Here is a 20,124-nt window from a genome sequence, read left to right as displayed (position 1 = left end):
AAGGGGAAGATCTTATCTCCTCACCCTAGAAATTTTTCTTTATATTTTTCCTCCACAATACTTCTAATCTCTTCTCTAAATCTCTCTGGAGAAAATCTTATAGCATTTTCCCTACAGTTAGATGGAGTAAACTTATTATAACTTCTTTCAAATTCATTAATCTTCTCAACAATACTTTCAACAGTCTGCTCTTTAAAGAATAGACCAGTCGGTTTCTCATGATTTAAATCCAAAACAGTTTCTGTAGCGCCACCCTTACCATATGTAATAACAGGTGTACCACAAGCCTGTGCCTCTACTGGTGTAATGCCAAAATCCTCTTCTGCAGCAAATACAAAGCCTTTTGCACGTTGCATATGATCTTTAAGTACCTCAAATGATTGATAACCTAAAATTTGAATATTACCTTTAGCCTTAGCTTTCACCTTTTCAAAATCTGGCCCATCTCCAATAACAACCAACTTTTTATCTGGCATATTTGCAAAGGCCTCTACAATTAAATCAATTTTTTTATATGGGACCATACGTGATGCTGTTAAATAAAAATCTTCTTTTTGTTCATGTAACGTAAATGCAGAAATATCAACAGGCGGATATATTACCTCTGATTTTCTTCTATATACCTTCCATATTCTACGCCCAATAAAATTTGAATTACCAATGAAATAATCAACACCATTTGCAGTACGGTAATCCCAATTTCTAACCTTATGCAAAATGGATTTTGTTATTAACCCTTTTATTCCTTTGTCTAATTTAGATTCTCTCAAATACTGATGTTGCAAATCCCAAGCATAACGGATAGGCGAATGTACATATGAAATATGTATCTGATCTGGACCAGTTAAGACACCTTTTGCTACAGCATGTGAGCTGGAAAGAATTACATCGTATTGGGATAAATCTAATTGTTCAATTGCCAACGGCATTAATGGTAAATAATTTCTATATTTTTTCTTCGAGAAAGGTAATTTTTGGATAAAAGTGGTTTTCACTTCCTTATTTTTTATAAACCCCCTATTTTCTCCTAGATGATCTACAACACTAAATAAATCCGCTTCTGGAAAAACATCTAGCATTTGTTCTACAACTTTTTCAGCTCCCGCATATGTCACAAACCAATCATGTACAATTGCTATCTTCATTTAGAAACACCACTAATCTTAGAATATATTTGTTTTGTACCTTTTACCATTTGTTGCACACTATATTTACTAACAACCTTTTCTCTTGCTTTAGTCGACATATAATTCCATTTTTCATCTTTTAATTGAACTATCAAGTCAACTATTTTATCCGTATCATCTAATTCGTATAAATAACCATCCTTACCATGTTCTACAATATCACGGTTTCCAACTACATTAGACAAGACCGCAGGTAATCCCAATGACATTGCCTCTAATACCGCTAAAGGCATACCTTCCCACTTTGCGGATGACAAGTACATATTATACTTCTGCATTTCTTCTATTACATTTTGAGTAGGGCCAAAAAAGATAATATTCCTCTCCAACTTCCTCATATTCACATAATCTTGTAATTCGCTTACTTGAGGTCCTTGACCTATAAAAGTTAAAGTAGATTCTTCATATCCATGCCTTTTAATGAGGTTTTCCATTATTTCTATAGATTTTCTTGAGTTTTTTTGATTATCAAACCTTGTAACTGAAACGATGTTAAAAATTTGATTATTATTAACTACATGATCTTTTGGAATCTCCACACCATTTACAATAACATTGAGTTTATTATTTTGAACTAATTTCACATTATTTACTTTATCTCGTTCCCCATCTGACACACAAATAAAAGCATCTGTGAAATAAGATAAAAATCTCTCTATAAAAATATAAATTTGATTTATAAGATTCTTATAATCTAAATGTATACCATGAAAAGTATGTACTATCTTTATATTTTTTGGAGCAAAAACTTTTAATAATCGACTGTAAATACCTGCTCCCTTTCCATGTGAATGAATAATATCAATATTATTTTTCTTTACAAATCTTAGTATTTCCAAATAATATTTCAATGTAAATTTTCTATGCGGAATTTTTATTAACTTCTCTTCACCCAATAGTTGTATATATTTATCCCAATATGGTTCTTCTTCTGGACAAGCGACATAATACTCTATATTGGTATCCATATTTTTTATCAACCGATATACATGTTCAGGTCCTCCACCATAATCTGCTCTAACTGTTATTAATAGCACCTTTTTTTTCACAATTAATCACCTATTCTAATACTTCTGCTAGCAAATTATCTACCCTACTAGTCCAGCTATGTTGTTTTGCAAAGCTAATATATTTTTCTTTATCCATATCTCTCGCCGCTTCTTTAATGGCGTCTATAAATTGATCTAGGTTTTCAGCTAATTGCGCTGGACTATTTATTAACTCCAACTCTTTCCATTTGCTACTAACTACTGGAATACCTGAAACCATATATTCATACAACTTTAACGGATTTACATAATCTAACAAATGAGCGTACTCTTTAACATTAAAAGGTATAATCCCTACGTTAGCATATTGAAGATATGCTGGGAGTTGATCATAACTCCTTCTACCTAAAATATGAACATTCTCAATTTCATTAATATACTGCTTAGCTAATTTATCAGGACCTATTACTACAAAAGCAAAGTCTGGCATTCTTTTAGCCATCTCATTAAATAAGTTAAAATCAAACCATTCTTCTATAGCACCTACATAAACAATAATTGGTTTATCAATAGATTTATATTCAACAGGTTGCTCTTTTTTTTCTAAAAAGTGAGCTAAGTTAACACCGTTTGGGAAATATAATGTATCTTTAGGTTTTAAACTATTTACATGATCCTCTAACGTATGTGCAGTATATAAAACTCGATCTACACTTTGAGATAACTTTGTTTCTGCTTTCTCTAGTGCTTTTGTACTATTAGAAAAACCAGAGTTTTTATCTGCCATCCTAAAAACTGATTTTTTATAACTTATAAAATCTAACAAGTAATTTTGGAGACCATTATCAAAATAAAGTAAGTCCACTTCCTTAAAATTTTTAAGTTCTATTAACCTTTTTATATTAGGATACCCGAGTTTATTCCAATGATTGTATATAATTTCACTTCTTAAAATAGGTTTATTATTTGGTGTCAATAAGGCCCCAGGCACGTACGACCAGACCTTTCCGTCCTCAAAAGTTTCCCCACCTTTTTTATAAATCTCATATCGGTCATAGAATTCCTTAGTAGGTGAGAACATTCGATGAATAGGAGAGATTGGTGCTGAAATATAAGCAATTTCCCACCCTTTTCTCACTAATTCTTTAGCAATATGATGAGTACCTACTTGGAATGGTGAATTCCAATAGTTACTAGTTGCAAATAATGCTTTTTTCTTCATTTAAATTTCCCCTCGATAAACTTTTATTATCAACTGTATTTTCTTCTTTATTTAAACTGTATAGAATACCAGCAAAAAATATTAACCAATATCCTAATGAGAAGTCGAAAGGCCTTTGATACAAAGACATAAAATAAAACATGGTAAAAACAAATGCTATTTTACACCTTTCTTTAAGGCCAATATATAAAAAGAACAAGGAATGGACTATTAAAAGAAAATAACCGTTGATAACGGTAAAAGTCTTCCAAGATAATGCCTCTGATTTATAATTTAGAGCTTTTTGGAAGTATTCCTTTTCTCCCATTCCAAATAACTGTTCTTTTATACCTCCTGCCTTAAAATCTTTATATAGATACTCAAATCCTTCGTTTGTTCGGTTATTTCCCGCTACACCATCTGAATTTATTTCAAAGCGATAAAGTATTCTATTATATAAATATGAATCCTTTGGCGTGAGTGCAAAAATTAAAATGTATGCAATGAAACATAGGACAAAATATTTTTTATTTTTTGCTATAATATACAAACCTATTAGCAAATAAAAAGCCATGGATAAAGAAAGAATTCCCGCCACTAAAATTATTTTTTCGTATAACCTATCCAATTTGAATTTCTTGGAGATTAAAATCAAAGCACTTACTGTTCCAACTACACCAGGTTCATTAAACATCGCACATATTCTATCAATACTCCCTCCATAAGAAAAAAAGTATTGCTCAGAAAATCCATAATATACTGCGTAGTTAGCACTCCATAAATATTGTCGATAATGAGATTTACTTGTAGAGTAACTAATTAAATTATCCCAACTCAAGTCAATCCCCAATAGTAGTAAAAAGGCAACAATTATTGCAGGAATATACGAAACAGCTATTATTTTAATAAAAAAATCATAAATTTTTAACTTCATTTTGTTTGTTATTAATACAAACGGTATAAGTACAGCGCATAAAAATAAAAAGCTATACAAAATTTTATATATTTCCTCATACCTAAAACTATATAACAACACTAAAAAAATTGTATAAAATGCTAATTTTATATTTTCTCTTGAAATAATCTTATATTTAACGGAAATCAACAGAAAATAAGCGACATAAAAACACCCTACTACCTCTTTTAATTTATTTCCCCATACAAAAAAAGGTTCTAGCGTTAAAAAAGCTAAAAAAGCAGCTAAGAATATGTAGATTTTTAAAGCCAGTTTATTTGTAATAACTTTATGGTTTTGCAAATTAATCATCCTAACTACAATTAAATTATTTAAATTCTTATCCTGATAAACAATAGTCACCTATACTTATTGCCTTTTTCAATAAAATATTGAGCTATGGATGTGATAAATAATGAATCTGTTTATGACAAATACCATAAATATAACTTCCCTTTCCTAAAAATATACTTTTACATAATAGAAAGAAGCATATTTAAAACATACATGTATACAATTACTTGATAATCATTACTTTAGATCCCATCTATTTCTACTCTATAAACAATCTAATTATTGATCTTTATCATATTATCTCCAGTTAGGCAAATTATTTTCCCATAACCACTCGAATAATAATTAAAATACTTAATCCTTTGATTAGAACCATAATCAGAAATAACTACTCTATCATGCAAAATGTCTATAACTCTATATACTTTCTCTCCAAATCCACTATGGCATCCTATAAATCTTGTTAAATCAAACCCTAAACATTTGCTTTCTGTATTTTCTTTTAACATAAATAATCCTGGTAACCCATGATAATAATCATTTTGCTCTTTATTATCCATTTGAATTGTGAAATGTGCACTTGTAGATCTGAATAAGTTTCTTTTTTCAGGAATAGCTGTATATAAATACGTTCCAGGATCTTTTATAATTTCTTTCCCATCAATTGTCAATTCAATACTAAGCTGGTCATTATGATCATGACTACCTTTCCCATCACTTCCAAGAGGTCCACATTTAATTGCTAAATACAAATTATTTGAAGTGTAAATGTACATACCAAACTCGGGATAAGAAATAATTTTCATGTTATCTATCAGGTTCAAATTTGCTGGATATACATATTCAACAAATTGTGATTTTTCTTTAAACAAACTTATATTTTTCTCATCTACTTTATTTAATAGATTTATCGACATATTTTTATAGTTTATATGTTGGCTTTGTTTATTTTTCTCTTTAACTCTTCCTTGTATTAAATCTTTTACTATCTTGTATTCTATCGATTCCCCATTGACATACTGATAAAAATCAGCTCTTTCAAAAAAAGCATTAATTCCAGCTACTAAATAGCGATGGTCTAAAAATTTCTCATCCCAATAGATTTTATCATCATCAAGTGCATTATAATTTTTTAAATTTAAATATAACTCTTTAGCATTTTTTACATACATTTTCTGGTATATTGGTTGTATCTTAAAAAAACGGCCGCTATCATTATCACCAAATTGGATAATTTCTTTATTAGGCTTAGTTATATCCATAGTAAATTCTGCAATTTTTTCTAATCTATCTATATACCAATCAGGAAACAATATATCTTCTTGCACTTTCCAAAAACCTTTTGTATCATGATTAAAACCTTTCTTCTTACAAATTGAAAGGTGTTTCTCTATACTATATTTTCTTAAAATATCTTTTTTAGTTTCTGACAATGCATATCCTAAAGAAGTCGCATATAGTGCTAATTCCCCTGATAAGCGATGATATGCTGTTGACTGCTCAAAATTTGCTCCATCTTTATAAAATTGTGCCTGCATCTCTTGAATATTTTCTTGAAATGCGAAACACAGCCATTCTTTTGTTTCCCCTGTTACCGGTAAATATGCTGCAATAAAAAATAGCCCTACAATATTGGAATAGTAATGATTATTGCGTACCTCACCATCACGTTCTAAATGATTATAGATAAATTTTCCGTGATCATATATAGAGAGACAAAATACTTTTTGGAATTCTTGAGAAAAAGTCACACCATGTACCCTAAATAAATCATAAACCAGTAGCCAATTTGCCGCTCGGATTGCAACGTCCATAGTACAAACCCAATTCACACCAAATTTAGGAGGATTCATAGAGATAAAATCTAGTACTTCATCCTGAAATTCTTTCACATATACTTCAGGTTCTTTGAAACCCTTTTTTCCTTGCTTTGCTAGTAAATATGCCCAAACATATTGAACTAGATGCTGCATACGTGATAATTCCCACGGGATTTTAACATCTACTCCTACATGCTTTCCATAGGAAACTTTCGAATAATGTATATGTGAATCCCAATAATAACCTGACTTAAAATCTAAGCGCCAATCAATTGGAATATATTGAGTTGATATCATATTCCTCAAACGTTTACTATATTGCCTATTTTTTTCATTAATAAGGCCTGTAATATTATTATTTAAATCTACTACAGGCGCGTTATATTTAAATTCTTCTATTCCTTTGCAGTCCATGTTATATTTTATATTCTCCCAACCAGACCCTAATAAATCAAAGTAATGATTAAGATATAATGATGATATTTCTTGGACTTGTAAGATTTCTGCATCAGAGAAATCATATATTACGTACTCGGATAATAGACTTTCAATTTCATAACCATTAATGTTTTGGGAATACGTAGAAGTATGCCTATCTACTAACTCCTCTGTTTTTTTTAGTATTTTATTTTTCACTTTCTTGCTAACTTTATCTACTACTTCTTTAGGGGTTAATTCCTTAACCTTTTTTAAATAATAAGGCATAAAAGATTCTTCTCCTATTTATATGATCTCTCTAAATTTTAAAAGTTCTTTTTACTTATCTAATCTCTTAAACACACGGATTACTATTGTATATTGTAAAGTCAACATAATGACACCATTAGCTATTTGCGCCCACGCAACTCCTATAATGCCAAAGTATTGTGAAGCTGCATAATTAATTAACAAGGCAATAGGTGCTGAGATAAGTGTCACATAAAAATTTTCTTTCATCTTACCCATTGCTAATAATGTAACACCCATAATAGCATAAGATGAATACAACACATATTTAATCATAAGTATTCCTGTATATGTGATTGTACTTTTGTATGATTCCCCATAAAAGAAAGGAACAAATACTAAAGAACCAATATACACTGCTAATCCTGCAATTATACTTAAAATAATAGCTTTCTTTTGAAGATTAAAGGCCATCTCTTTTAAGCCTTTATAATCATTGCTTTTTTCTGTTAAATAAGGTGTATATATATTTTGTAAAGTTGCTGTAATTTGAGTAGCACCTAGAAGAAATATTGTGGCGATTGAATAATATCCCATTTCAACACGATCAGTTATAAAGTTATCCATAACAATAATATCTGCATAGTTACCTATGTTATTTACAAAATTAGCCAAAAAACTAAAAAAAGCAATTCCCCAAAATTGCTTAGGTATATCTATGTTTGAATTATCTAATCTCTTCACAAGATTCGCCTCTTTAAATAGAGGGTATAAACCAATAGCCAATCCTAAAACCGTAGAGATAATAAAACCTTTTACACCAAATAACCAAGTACCAATAATTATAAACAATGCACCCTGCACTTTTATAATCGCTTGTATACTAGCCATTTTATTTACCTTTTTTAAAGCCAGGAGATAATTAATTAATATATTTGTTAAAACTAATATTGGTACACATAAAGTATATATGCCCCAATAAATCGAATATTGTTTAGAGGTAAGTATTAAAAACAAATTAAATAACAGAATGGATAAAAAAGAAAACAACAAACTATTCCGAATAGAATGCGAAAGGATTTTCTCTTTTTGGTTGTCTTCTCTTTTCTCAGCACAAAACTTTAATATAGCGGTATCTAGGCCGAAAGTTCCTATTATAACAGCTAGTGTTAAATATGTTTGTAAGCTTCTTATTTGTGCCATACTTTCAGGATTAATAAATTTAGCAACTAATATAATACTCCCGAATCCTAAGAATTGGATCAAGAATTTAGTAAGTAACAAACTAAAAAAACCCTTTTTACCCAACTGTACTAGGTTATTACGTATTTTGTTAATAAGGGTTATTAAACGATGCTTCATATTATACTTTCTCCTTCGATACCCCATTCATCTGGCCTATGCTATTTTCTACTTTAGTTATAAAATCATCTAAATCTCTATTTTTAAACAGTACTGTTCCTTCCGGTCTCTGACACACATCACTAGCAACTGCTGGACATTCCAAATATAACGCTTCTTCTATACTAATTCCATATCCATCACTATATGTTGGGCGCACCATTAAATTTGCATGTTTAAAAAGTGGCCATAATTCTTTTTGTCCTGTAATGAAATGAATATTATTTTCAAGCCCACTTAAATTTATCTCTTTTTTAATTTCATTAAAATAATCCTCGTCACCAATTTCAGCAAGAGCAAAAATCAATCCAATATCTTTATACTTTTCTTTTAATTTATCAATCATTTTAATACTTATATCTAAACCATATAAATCAAAACCGTTATGAAATGTAATTACAGAAGCATTGCCTACTATAAGAGGATTTGCTTGTGCTATAAATTTTTTGGTTTCATATGAATAGGTATCCATAATTTTTTGTTCATCTTCCATTGGGGGTGGTACAAAGGGTGATTGAATAGTTATTTTCTTTGGTAATTGAAGGTTATTTTTTACATAACCATCCTTCAAATGAGCTCCTACCATAATACATTCATCTATTTTTTTTACGAATATTCTAGCAATCCATTTTTGAATTCTACCTAAGTTATCTAATCTTCGAATTGAGTGATGATGTAAAATGATATGGGATTTAAATGGCCTAAAAATTAACATTAACATTAAAGGAAATTTAAATCCATCCAAATGAAATGTATGATATGACGGTGATAAAAAACTCGTGACTAACAAAAATTTAATCTTCTCATAACGTGACATCCTCGAAAAATCTATTACTTCAGCCTCAACACCCATCGATTCCAATCTTTTTTTTGAACGATAAATATAGACACTTACCCCTCCTAAAGGGGGGGGATAAGGGCCAATTAAAAAATATTTATTCTTTTTCATCTCCATACGCCTCTAGTATCAATAACAACTTTTTCATTTAATATCAAACGATCAATATCTTTATATGCGTCATGATCTACTAATAACACAATTATATCTGCCTTTGAAATAGTTGAAACTGTTGAATCTAATTCAATTCCTAATTTGCTTAATTTCTCAGGTAGTTGTTGAATATTGGGTTCAGATACAATAATTTTTCCAAATTGCTGACTAGCTAAATATTCCACAATTTCAACAGACGGACTTTCACGCAAATCATCAATATTAGCCTTAAACGCTAGACCTAAACAAGCAATAATAGGATTTTTAAATTTGTCTGCTTTTTCACGAATCTTATCTATAACATAACCTGGCTTATAATCATTTACTTGTCGAGCTGTATGTATAAGTTTAGCTTGTTCTGGCGCTGCATCTACAATAAACCAAGGATCTACAGCAATACAATGTCCACCTACTCCTGGTCCTGGTTGTAAAATATTCACACGAGGATGTCTATTTGCTAGACTTATTAATTCCCAAACATTAATATTAAGTTCATCACAAATCATAGATAATTCATTAGCAAATGCAATGTTTACATCTCGGAATGAGTTTTCTGTTAGCTTTGCCATTTCTGCTGTTCTAGCATTTGTTTCAAGTATTTTACCTTTGACAAATTTCTTATAAAAATCTACAGTTTTCTTCGTAGATCTTTGGTTAATACCGCCTATTATTCGATCATTTTCTACTAATTCCCTTAAAATATGTCCTGGTAATACTCTTTCAGGGCAGTGTGCTACAAAGAAAATTCCTTTATTTGAATTAACTTCTTCTGTCACAGTTAAATCTTCACGCTCTTCTAAAATCCATTCTGTCACTTTTTCCGTTGTTCCTACTGGGCTTGTAGATTCTAAAATAACTAAATCACCTGGTTTTATGTATGGTGCTATTGTTTTTGTTGCTTGTTCAACATAAGTTAAATCTGGCTTGTGATCACCCTTAAACGGTGTTGGAACAGCTAATATGAAAATATCCGAAGTTTCCGGTACAATTCCTGCCTTTAAATTTCCACTTTGCACAGCGGCTTTTACCATAATATCTAAGTCCGGCTCATAAATATGTACTTTTCCGCTATTAATCATTTCTACAGCAGATTCATTGACATCTATACCATATACCTGAAATCCTTTAGTGGCCAATAAACTTGCTGTTGGCAATCCAATATAACCTAATCCTACTACACAAACTTTTTCATTCATCTGTAACATCCTTTCTATTTTACAACAATGAAGTTAATTAATAAGCGCCTCTTCTTAATACCACATTTACTACAGTTAAAAATAAAATTTTTATATCGAAAAATAATGATGCATTGTATACATAATGCAATTCTAAATCTACTCTTTCGGGGTATCCAACGTCACTTCTTCCACTAACCTGCCAGTATCCTGTAATTCCTGGTTTTACAGATAAAAATTCATCTTTTCTTCCCCCGTATTCCAGTAGTTCTTCTTGAACTACCGGTCTTGGCCCAACTAAACTCATGTCGCCCTTAAGAACGTTGATAAACTGAGGTAATTCATCTAAACTCGTTTTTCTCAAAAAACGCCCTACACTCGTAATACGAGGATCTTCTTCCGGCTCGAGTTTATAGTTATTATCTATATACTTTTTATAAAGCATTTCATTTTGCTTTAGCTTTCCTTCAGCATCAATTACCATGGAACGAAATTTATATATACCAAAAGATTCACCATTTTGACCTATTCTAGATTGTCTAAAAAATACCGGTCCTTTTCCCTCTCCACACATATAAAGAATGGGAATTATAATAAAAAATGGGGAGAATATAATTAAACCTATAATTGCACCTGCAATATCTATTGCTCTTTTCAAGAATAAATACAAAACATTTTGCTTTCTAACGGTATTGATAGTTGTAGATTTACTTATCAAATTTCTTTCTTCCAAATTTTCCCCTCCTCTCTTTTATACAAATACTTTCTCTTTGCTGACTATTGTATTCATATATTTCACTAACTCTTCTTTCAATTCTTCATGCTGAAGTGCCATCTCAATAGTAGTCTTAATAAAACCAAACTTCTCACCAACATCATAACGAGTTCCTTCAAAGTCATAAGCAAATACACGCTGAATTTCATTTAATCGTTGAATCGCATCTGTTAACTGAATTTCTCCACCAGCACCTGTTTGTTGGTCTTCAAGAAACATAAAGATTTCTGGTGTTAACACGTAACGACCCATAATTGCTAAATTAGATGGTGCTGTGCCTTCTGCTGGCTTTTCAACAAACTGACGCACTTGATAACGACGTTCATTTTGTTCAACAGGATCAATAATGCCGTAACGATGTGTCTCATGTTCTGGTACTGTCTGTACACCAATTACAGCTGATTGTGCAACTTCATACTGATCCATTAATTGACGTAAACATGGCGTTTCTGCTTGTACAATATCGTCACCAAGTAATACTGCAAATGGCTCATTTCCAATAAACTTACGCGCACACCATACTGCATGCCCAAGTCCTTTTGGTTCTTTTTGTCTTATGTAATGAATGTTAATCTTCGATGAAGCTTGTACCTTTTCGAGTACTTCCAATTTTCCTTTTTCAAGTAAATTTTGTTCTAACTCAAAAGAGTGATCAAAGTGATCCTCAATGGCACGCTTTCCTTTCCCAGTCACAATAATAATATCTTCAATTCCTGATTCTATCGCTTCTTCTACTATGTATTGAATTGTCGGTTTATCGACGATTGGTAACATTTCTTTCGGCATCGCTTTCGTTGCTGGTAAAAATCTCGTCCCAAGACCAGCTGCTGGGATAATTGCTTTTCTCACTTTTTTCAATTGTAGCCCTCCAATATCGTTTTATTTATATGTAACAATAACAAAAACCCTACCTACAGAGTCATTTGTATAACTCCATAGGTAGAGTTTCTATTAGAAATAAATTATGGGCATCTAACCCATCCTCACGCCATACTCCCGACGACAAGCGTCTAAGGTAGGTTGAAATGTAATTTCTACCCACAGCACGACCGAGTGCCTCCGTTGATAACGGTTAGGAGGCATCACCTGTTCTTTATTTAAAAAATACCAAACAATTTTTTACGACGAATTTGTTCTGGATCTTCTTTATAAATTGCTTTCCCGCTAATTATTAAATACGGATTCTCTCTTAAATCATTCATAACACTTGCGCCGAATTCTTTCTCTATTAGTTCGTAGCTCTCTGCTAGATGAAATCCTCTTGATGTTGTGTTATGTGCATCTGATGCGATCATATGGGTTAAATTATGTTCCACAAGCTGCAATGAAAACTTTTTAATTTTTTTACCGAATTTACCCAGCAAACTACCTGCCGTCACTTGTGTTAATGCACCTTTATTAACAAGGTTATATAACTTATCTGGCCGCTCGATTAACTCGGCATTACGTTCGGGATGAACGATAATTGGGATCATTCCTTTTACACGTAGTTCATAGAATAGTTGTTCTGCATAACGAGGTACATGATTAGACGGAAATTCAATGAATATGTATTTGTTTGTTTCATTTAAAGTAACAATTTTACCAGCTTCGTAGTCTTCTAATAAATCACCATATAACCTGACCTCTTGCCCCGGTAAAATGGTAAGTGGAATATTATGTTGTTGTAGTTCATCATTTAGTTGTTTTACTCCATGAATAATTGAGGTACGTTCGTTTATATATTTTCCATTTTGATGATGTGGCGTTGCGACAATTGTATGAATGCCTTCTTCTACTGCCTTTTGTGCCATCGCTAAACTATCTGTTACTGTCTGTGCACCGTCATCGATACCAGGTAAAATGTGACAATGTAAATCTATCATTTGTTTCATCCTCCCTCTCTCATATAAATCTTTTTTCCCTTGAATATGAGAGATTTCTCTTATTCAAGGGAAAAAAGGAGATATGTTCTTCTCATATCTCACTCTTTCAATTAATTTGCACCGTAGTAATAATATAAGCTTTGTTCACGTTCACGATCGTTCAGAACAACGCCTAACAGTTTACCTTTAGCAGATTCTAACAATCCTTTTGCTTTTACTGCTGATTCCTTTTCTGTCGATTCACTACGAACGACAAGAATGGACGCATCACATACATTTGCCATAATTTGTGCATCGGTTACAGCCAAAATTGGTGGCATATCAAAAATAACTAAATCGTACATACTATATGCTTGTGCAAGAAGTTCTTGCATCGACTTTGAACCTAACAATTCTGCCGGGTTTGGCGGGATTGGACCACAAGCTAAGAAAGATAGATTATCAACTAATGTTGTTTGTACACATTTCTCTAAACGCTCACTATGTGTTAATACGTTCGTTAATCCGAAAATATTATCTACTTGGAACATTTGATGCATCGCTGGTTTACGCATGTCTGCATCAATTAATAGCACTTTCTTTCCTTGCTGAGCAAACACGACAGCCATATTTGCTGTTGTCGTTGTTTTCCCTTCACTTGGGTTTGCAGACGTAACCATTAATGAATGTAAGTTTGTATCAATAGCTGCAAATTCGATATTCGTTCGAATATTACGATATTGTTCTGAAATTGGTGATTTCGGTTGTTGATGAGCAATTAATTGACGACGTTGACGATGATTTTTTTTCTTTTTAAATAAATTAAGAGCCAATTGTTTGTCCCCTCACTTTTCTTGATGATGGAGCGTGTGATTTCACGTTCATTGTTTCTTCATCCATGCGTGCTACAATACCTAACACTGGTAAACCAAGTAAGTTTTCGACATCTTCTTCTTTTTTTACTGTGTTATCTAAGTATTCTAGTAAGAACGCAAGACCAACTGCAGCCATTAAACCAACAACGAAGGCGATTGCTACATTTAACATTGGACGTGGTTTAATCGGAGATTGATTTTCTGCAACTTCTGCTTTTGATAATACTGTTACGTTATCCACGCTCATAATTTTTGCAACTTCACCTTTAAATACATCCGCAGTTGCATTAGCAATATCACGAGCTAATTTTGGATCTTTATCCTCAGCTGTTACAGAAATGACTTGTGAATCTTTTTCATTCGCAACATTAATCTTTTCTGTTAAAGCTTGCGGTGTCATATTTAAATTTAATTTTTCATTCACTTGATCTAAGATTACTGGACTTTTAATAATAACCTTATATGTATTCGTTAATTGAATATTCGTTTGAACTTCACCTGCTTGAATCATTGCACCCTCTTGCTTCTTCTGGTTAACAAGAATTTGCGTCGAAGATTGATAGATTGGTGTCATAAAGAAGAAGCTAATGATAGCACTTACAATAGCTGCACCAAAGGCGATTACGAGGATCATTGCTAAACGTTTTTTTAAAATATGAAATAACTCTTTTAAACTAATTGTTTCTTCCATAAGTTCCTCCAACTTTCTAAAATTTGCACATAAGAAAAATTATAACATATAAATCTTACATTTTTTTATTTAAGTAATATCTATGTACGTTTCTTATTTAAAAACATATATAATCTTACAAAATAATCTTAAATATGACAACACATTACATCAATTTGCCAAAAATTCTATTATATCATTTTTTTCGTATAATACGATACGTAATTTTAAAACAATTCAAAAAAGCTAGTAAAAAAATTACTAGCTTTAAAAAATACTATTTCATACATTATTTTCTAATAATATCCATATCGCTCTTGTTCTTCTCTTTTATCGTTTAATATAACACCAAGTAGCTTTCCGGATGCTTTATCTAATATTTGTTTTGCTTTTATTAGTTTATCTTTTTCTGTTTTTTCACTGCGTGCTACTAATACAACTCCATCACATTTATTAGCGAGTATTTGTGCATCTGTAACAGCCAGTACAGGTGGTGTATCAATCAAAACGATGTCAAACATCTTATATGCCTCTAAAAGTACTTCGTCCATTTTACGATATCCAAGTAGCTCTGCTGGGTTTGGGGGGATTGGACCTGCTGACATAACATATACGTTCTCTATGTCTGTTTTTTGAATACATTGCACAAACGATGCTTGTCCTGATAATAAATTCGTTAATCCATTTGGATTGTGTGCAGCGAATAAATTTTGCAATGTTGGTTTACGTAGGTCAGCTCCAATTAACAATACTTTTTTACCTTGTTGTCCAAAAACAACTGCTAGATTAGAAATGGTCGTTGTTTTCCCATCACCTGGATCTGCTGAAGTGACAATGATGGAACGGATATGGTTATCTACTGATGTAAATTCAATATTTGTACGGATATTACGGTATTGTTCCGCAATGCGTGATTTAGGCTCTTTATTTGTAATTAATTGTCTTAATGGCTTTCTTTTCTTTCTCCCGAACATGTTATGATCTCCTTTTTCAGAATACGACATTTTCCCTTTTTCTCTTTTATGCTCGATATGCTAGGCCAATTTTTCATTTACTTCTACCGTTAAATTTCTCCATTACTTTCCTCTACTCTTCATCATAACGAATCAGAATAACCTTTGTCCTATCCCACACCTTCTATAATGTGACAACGACATCTCTATTTTTATCGCGCTATCATTTATCTTAATTTCAAGATATTTATAGCGTCATTATATACGAACTTCCATTCATTTACAATAAAAATTCTGATTAATCTGTATCTTAATATTTCGAATCAAAAATACATTAATCAAAAAAATTCTTCTGTAACATACAGAAGAATTTTTTTAATTAACATCTATTCTTTTTTATCACCAATCGCAAATGTAATTTCAGCTTCACATGCAACTTCACCATCTACTGTTGCGATTGCTTTTCCTTTTCCGATTGGACCACGTACACGTGTCATTTCTACTTCTAGGCGAAGTTGATCACCTGGACGTACTTGTTTTTTAAAACGACAATTGTCGATACCTGCGAAGAAAGCAAGTCTTCCGCGGTTTTCTTCTTTCTTTAATACAGCAACTGCTCCGACTTGTGCTAATGCTTCCACGATAAGTACACCAGGCATAACTGCATAGTCTGGGAAGTGTCCGTTAAAGAATTCTTCGTTTGCGGATACATTTTTAATTCCAACCGCTCTTTTTCCTTCATCTACTTCTAATATTTTATCAACAAGTAAAAATGGATAGCGGTGAGGAATGATTTCTTTAATTTGTTCTATATTTAGCATATAACAATCGCCCCTTTTGTAATATTGGTCTTACCACTTGGACATATTGTTTATTATCCCATTTTGTTTATTATTTGTCATTATAAAGTGAAACTTTAATCAGTGGGTGCCATTTCCCGCTGATTATTAGCCTTCACCAATCGGGCTTTTACGGGCAGTTGATCTCCCACCTAGCTCCCTTGTATTCGCGGAATTTTGAGGCGGGAGTCTTACTGCCCGTTAATGCGGGGTAAAGTGAAACTTTAATATCTTTTCAACTCTATATATAAAAAAATGCACACACTCTATTCTCTTAAAATAGCTGCATATACTTGCAACTGACACGGAGGTAGAAAAGAGTGTATGCCCAGATTAGGGAAAGGCAATATGTATTAAAACATGATTTGCCTTAATGTCGTATTCGACTCATTATATTATAAACGTTTTCGAATAAGGAAATATTAAATTTAACCATATATATCAATATTTTACCTATATTCTTCGTTTTACTTTATTTTTCTTCCATTTTCTCAAAAAATCAAAATAAAAAAATAGAAAAATAAAAAAAGACTACGATTAAAACCGTAGTCCTTTCACTTTATCTCAAAGCACGACGTGGTAATTTATCGATATTCTCTAACATAATACCTGTACCAACCGCAACGCAGTGCATTGGGTTTTCAGCAATTAATACTGGTACTTTTAGTTCTTCTGCTAGAAGCATGTCGATACCGTGTAGTAAAGCTCCACCGCCTGTTAGAATAACACCGCGGTCGATGATGTCCGCTGATAATTCTGGTGGTGTGCGCTCTAGTACGCCTTTTGCAGCTTGTACAATAACAGCTGCATTTTCTTTTAATGCTTCTGTAATTTCTTCAGAGCATACTGTAATTGTGCGTGGTAAACCTGTTACCATGTCACGTCCGCGAATTTCAAGTTCCTCGCTACGTGCACCTGGGAATACTGTACCAACTTTAATTTTAATATCTTCTGAAGTACGTTCTCCGATTAATAGCTTATACTTACGTTTAATGTAGTTTAAGATCTCCATATCAAACTTATCGCCAGCCATTTTGATAGAGGAAGAGGTAACAATATCACCCATAGATAGTACAGCGATATCTGTTGTACCTCCACCAATATCAACAACCATGTTACCGCTTGGTTGGAAGATTTCCATACCAGCACCAACTGCGGCTACTTTTGGTTCTTCTTCTAAAAATACTGTTTTACCACCTGAACGTTCAGCAGCCTCACGAATTGCTTTTTGTTCTACTGATGTGATATTTGTTGGACAACAAATTAAAATGCGAGGTTTTGAAAAGAAGCTCTTTACGTCCAATTTGTTAATGAAATACTTTAACATTGCTTCTGTAATTTCGAAATCTGCGATTACACCATCTTTAAGTGGACGAATGGCTACAATATTACCAGGCGTACGTCCCACCATACTTCTTGCTTCTTCACCTACTGCTAATACTTTACCTGTGTTACGATCAATAGCAACAACAGATGGCTCATTTAATACAATACCCTTACCTTTAACATGGATTAATACGTTAGCCGTACCTAGGTCAATTCCGATATCTCGCGCAAACATTCCCGTTTTTTCCTCCTCGATATTCAAAATCAGGTTACACCCGAATTCTTTTACACCTAATTTCTGATTTTATCATAAATTTAACAGAAACGTAATATTCGCAAAAAGAATTCTTCTGAAAAATATTACCGAATTGAAACGGAATGTTCACGATTGTACCTTTATTGACGTACCGGCTTTTCTACATCTTCTTTTCTATACTTTTGTTTTGTTGCTTCTCCGCCTCTTAAATGACGAATAGACTTATGATAATCAAGAATTTCTTTCACTTCATTTGCGAGCTCTGGATTAATTTCTGGTAGACGTTCCGTTAAATCTTTATGGACTGTACTCTTTGATACCCCAAATTCCTTTGCAATGACACGCACTGTCTTTCTTGTCTCCACGATATACTTACCAATCTTGATAGTTCTCTCTTTGATGTAATCGTGCACACCACTCGCCTCCCTAATTTGGATGTGAGAAGTGTGAAATGAGCCTCGCTGCATACGACTAAGAAGTAAGTGTGAGTGCTGTTTGTAAGCGTTAAACATTCTTGGATTTATAATGAAATGATTCACGATTTCTCACCTCAAACACTCTCTTTGCTTTGGTTTATACCATTGTATTGCCCGCACTACTGATATATGCTACATGTTCACTATTTTTGCGGACTAAGTTAAGAAAAATTACGTTTTTTTGTGAGAAATATGTTAACAATGACTATTTTGGCGAAAAAAATGACACCTTGTATATAAGGTGTCATTCTTCTCGTTCAAACTCTTCTTCTAACAACTGATGGTGGGGAACCTCTTTCTTACCGGCAATATAATAATATAAGGTGAATAAAACAAACAATAAAATAATAGCAGTCGACAGAACAAATAAAAATGACACAGTATCCCCTCCCTTTTGTAATATATATTCGAGAATCTCGTCATTTTTCCTTGTTATTGCAACTTTTTTCTCGAAATTGAGTATTTTCATATGAAAGTAAAAAAATCAGCTCTCCTAGTGAGAACTGATTTTTCCACTTTTTTATTCTTGTGAAGAAGAACTATTAGATGATTCTGTAGAACCATTTGTTGATTTTTCTTCTTTCTTCGGTTCTTCTTTTTTGTCACTAGTCGAACCGCTTGTTGATTTCTCTTCTTTTTGAGACTTATCTTCTGTTTTACTTTCTGGTTTCGTGCTCGTTGACTTTTCTTCTTTTTGAGATTTCTCATCAGCTTTTTTACCAGAAGCATTCGTTGCTTTTGCAGCACCTGCATCAGCTTTAATTTCTGCTACTGACTTATTTAAGTAGCGCTCAGGGTTCACAGCCACATTGTCTTTACGTACTTCAAAGTGAACGTGAGAACCTGCTTCTTTATTCATTGCACTTAGACCGGATTTTCCTAATACTTCACCTTGTACAACTCGTGCACCTTTTTCTACTTTTACACTGCCTAAGCTTTGATAAGAAGCTGCTACACCATTTCCGCTATCAACTGTTACAACATAACCAAGAAGTGAATCTTTTTCAGCTTTCGTTACTGTACCACTTAAAGCAGCTGTAACATTGAACTCTTTTCCATTCTTCGCAGCAATGTCAATTCCTTTATTTGGGGAATATGTGTTGTTATAAAAGACAAGTGCTTTTTCTTGTTCCGCCTCAGTTGCTGCATCTTCATAGAACTTCTTCTGTACGACTACTTCCACACTCGCGGCAGCTGGCATTTTCACTACTTCTGAAGATTTCGTTACTGGTACTGCTGGATCTTCCGATTGTGTATACGGTGTTGCTTGATCTTGGTTCGGAGTCTTCTTCGGATTAGCTCCTTGGAACCATAACGCAACCATTAAAATTACCGCTGCACAAGCAATGTACAGTGCCGGAAACACCCATCTTTTTTGAAATAAATGTACTACCTTTTGCGACTTTTTATTATTTCTTCCTCGCATTCCAT

At 32.6% G+C, this 20,124-nt stretch carries 19 protein-coding genes; all 19 read right to left on the bottom strand.

What is annotated here, in order from left to right; all coding sequences use genetic code 11:
• Positions 1–20: 20 nt before the first annotated feature.
• The 19 genes from CO726_RS09000 to spoIIQ all read right to left on the bottom strand — a co-directional run bounded on the left by CO726_RS09000 (position 21) and on the right by spoIIQ (position 20,119).
• A complete protein-coding gene (locus tag CO726_RS09000; RefSeq protein ID WP_099684024.1) occupies positions 21–1,145 on the bottom strand; it encodes a glycosyltransferase family 4 protein in 1,125 nt (374 codons plus the stop codon).
• Positions 1,142–2,236: a glycosyltransferase gene (locus CO726_RS08995; protein ID WP_099684023.1), complete on the bottom strand. Its 1,095-nt coding sequence runs from the start codon at positions 2,234–2,236 to the stop codon at positions 1,142–1,144. Before CO726_RS08995 ends, CO726_RS09000 begins: the two co-directional genes overlap by 4 nt.
• 10 nt (positions 2,237–2,246) lie before the next feature.
• Complete coding sequence (locus CO726_RS08990) at positions 2,247–3,398, bottom strand: GumK N-terminal domain-containing glycosyltransferase (RefSeq protein ID WP_099684022.1); 1,152 nt, start codon at positions 3,396–3,398, stop codon at positions 2,247–2,249.
• Positions 3,370–4,644: a polymerase gene (locus tag CO726_RS08985; RefSeq protein ID WP_099684172.1), complete on the bottom strand. Its 1,275-nt coding sequence runs from the start codon at positions 4,642–4,644 to the stop codon at positions 3,370–3,372. The genes CO726_RS08990 and CO726_RS08985 overlap by 29 nt, the downstream gene beginning before the upstream one ends.
• A gap of 257 nt (positions 4,645–4,901) precedes the next feature.
• Positions 4,902–7,151, bottom strand: a complete 2,250-nt coding sequence (locus CO726_RS08980; protein ID WP_099684021.1) for an alginate lyase family protein — start codon at positions 7,149–7,151, stop codon at positions 4,902–4,904.
• Positions 7,152–7,202: 51 nt separating this feature from the next.
• On the bottom strand, positions 7,203–8,474 hold the full coding sequence (locus CO726_RS08975; RefSeq protein ID WP_099684020.1) for a lipopolysaccharide biosynthesis protein: 1,272 nt from the start codon (positions 8,472–8,474) through the stop codon (positions 7,203–7,205).
• A gap of 1 nt (position 8,475) precedes the next feature.
• A complete protein-coding gene (locus CO726_RS08970) occupies positions 8,476–9,462 on the bottom strand; it encodes a glycosyltransferase family 4 protein (RefSeq protein WP_099684019.1) in 987 nt (328 codons plus the stop codon).
• Positions 9,459–10,700, bottom strand: coding sequence for a UDP-N-acetyl-D-mannosamine dehydrogenase (gene wecC / locus CO726_RS08965; RefSeq protein WP_099684018.1), 1,242 nt, complete (start codon positions 10,698–10,700; stop codon positions 9,459–9,461). Before wecC ends, CO726_RS08970 begins: the two co-directional genes overlap by 4 nt.
• Positions 10,701–10,737: 37 nt before the next feature.
• Complete coding sequence (locus tag CO726_RS08960; protein ID WP_099684017.1) at positions 10,738–11,412, bottom strand: sugar transferase; 675 nt, start codon at positions 11,410–11,412, stop codon at positions 10,738–10,740.
• 18 nt (positions 11,413–11,430) lie between these two features.
• Positions 11,431–12,312, bottom strand: a complete 882-nt coding sequence (gene bpsC / locus CO726_RS08955; RefSeq protein ID WP_099684016.1) for a UTP--glucose-1-phosphate uridylyltransferase BpsC — start codon at positions 12,310–12,312, stop codon at positions 11,431–11,433.
• Between the two features lie 239 nt (positions 12,313–12,551).
• Complete coding sequence (locus tag CO726_RS08950; RefSeq protein WP_099684015.1) at positions 12,552–13,319, bottom strand: tyrosine-protein phosphatase; 768 nt, start codon at positions 13,317–13,319, stop codon at positions 12,552–12,554.
• Positions 13,320–13,429: 110 nt separating this feature from the next.
• Positions 13,430–14,131: a CpsD/CapB family tyrosine-protein kinase gene (locus CO726_RS08945; RefSeq protein ID WP_099684014.1), complete on the bottom strand. Its 702-nt coding sequence runs from the start codon at positions 14,129–14,131 to the stop codon at positions 13,430–13,432.
• Complete coding sequence (locus tag CO726_RS08940) at positions 14,121–14,864, bottom strand: YveK family protein (protein WP_099684013.1); 744 nt, start codon at positions 14,862–14,864, stop codon at positions 14,121–14,123. The genes CO726_RS08945 and CO726_RS08940 overlap by 11 nt, the downstream gene beginning before the upstream one ends.
• A 275-nt stretch (positions 14,865–15,139) precedes the next feature.
• Positions 15,140–15,817 carry a CpsD/CapB family tyrosine-protein kinase gene (locus CO726_RS08935; RefSeq protein ID WP_099684012.1) on the bottom strand — a complete coding sequence of 226 codons (678 nt, stop codon included), beginning with the start codon at positions 15,815–15,817 and terminating at the stop codon, positions 15,140–15,142.
• 365 nt (positions 15,818–16,182) lie between these two features.
• Positions 16,183–16,617: a 3-hydroxyacyl-ACP dehydratase FabZ gene (gene fabZ / locus CO726_RS08930; RefSeq protein WP_000931959.1), complete on the bottom strand. Its 435-nt coding sequence runs from the start codon at positions 16,615–16,617 to the stop codon at positions 16,183–16,185.
• 577 nt (positions 16,618–17,194) lie between these two features.
• The gene (mreB, locus tag CO726_RS08925) at positions 17,195–18,196 is read right to left on the bottom strand and encodes a rod shape-determining protein (protein ID WP_000457986.1); all 1,002 of its coding nucleotides are present in this window, start codon (positions 18,194–18,196) and stop codon (positions 17,195–17,197) included.
• 161 nt (positions 18,197–18,357) lie between these two features.
• Complete coding sequence (spoIIID, locus tag CO726_RS08920) at positions 18,358–18,630, bottom strand: sporulation transcriptional regulator SpoIIID (RefSeq protein ID WP_000544012.1); 273 nt, start codon at positions 18,628–18,630, stop codon at positions 18,358–18,360.
• Between the two features lie 307 nt (positions 18,631–18,937).
• Complete coding sequence (locus tag CO726_RS08915) at positions 18,938–19,072, bottom strand: hypothetical protein (RefSeq protein WP_000008901.1); 135 nt, start codon at positions 19,070–19,072, stop codon at positions 18,938–18,940.
• 141 nt (positions 19,073–19,213) lie between these two features.
• On the bottom strand, positions 19,214–20,119 hold the full coding sequence (gene spoIIQ / locus CO726_RS08910) for a stage II sporulation protein SpoIIQ (RefSeq protein ID WP_099684010.1): 906 nt from the start codon (positions 20,117–20,119) through the stop codon (positions 19,214–19,216).
• Positions 20,120–20,124: the final 5 nt, after the last annotated feature.

The organism is Bacillus fungorum (genome assembly GCF_002746455.1).
In the GTDB taxonomy this organism is placed as follows: domain Bacteria; phylum Bacillota; class Bacilli; order Bacillales; family Bacillaceae_G; genus Bacillus_A; species Bacillus_A fungorum.
This window is presented reverse-complemented; position numbering and strand designations above follow the sequence as displayed.

Coding starts and splice junctions, on each gene's coding strand:
- CO726_RS09000 (WP_099684024.1), bottom strand. CDS start 1,145: ATGAAGATAGCAATTGTACATGATTGGTTTGTGACATATGCGGGAGCT.
- CO726_RS08990 (WP_099684022.1), bottom strand. CDS start 3,398: ATGAAGAAAAAAGCATTATTTGCAACTAGTAACTATTGGAATTCACCA.
- CO726_RS08985 (WP_099684172.1), bottom strand. CDS start 4,644: ATGATTAATTTGCAAAACCATAAAGTTATTACAAATAAACTGGCTTTA.
- CO726_RS08980 (WP_099684021.1), bottom strand. CDS start 7,151: ATGCCTTATTATTTAAAAAAGGTTAAGGAATTAACCCCTAAAGAAGTA.
- CO726_RS08975 (WP_099684020.1), bottom strand. CDS start 8,474: ATGAAGCATCGTTTAATAACCCTTATTAACAAAATACGTAATAACCTA.
- CO726_RS08970 (WP_099684019.1), bottom strand. CDS start 9,462: ATGAAAAAGAATAAATATTTTTTAATTGGCCCTTATCCCCCCCCTTTA.
- wecC (WP_099684018.1), bottom strand. CDS start 10,700: ATGAATGAAAAAGTTTGTGTAGTAGGATTAGGTTATATTGGATTGCCA.
- CO726_RS08950 (WP_099684015.1), bottom strand. CDS start 13,319: ATGATAGATTTACATTGTCACATTTTACCTGGTATCGATGACGGTGCA.
- CO726_RS08940 (WP_099684013.1), bottom strand. CDS start 14,864: ATGGAAGAAACAATTAGTTTAAAAGAGTTATTTCATATTTTAAAAAAA.
- CO726_RS08935 (WP_099684012.1), bottom strand. CDS start 15,817: ATGTTCGGGAGAAAGAAAAGAAAGCCATTAAGACAATTAATTACAAAT.
- fabZ (WP_000931959.1), bottom strand. CDS start 16,617: ATGCTAAATATAGAACAAATTAAAGAAATCATTCCTCACCGCTATCCA.
- mreB (WP_000457986.1), bottom strand. CDS start 18,196: ATGTTTGCGCGAGATATCGGAATTGACCTAGGTACGGCTAACGTATTA.
- spoIIQ (WP_099684010.1), bottom strand. CDS start 20,119: ATGCGAGGAAGAAATAATAAAAAGTCGCAAAAGGTAGTACATTTATTT.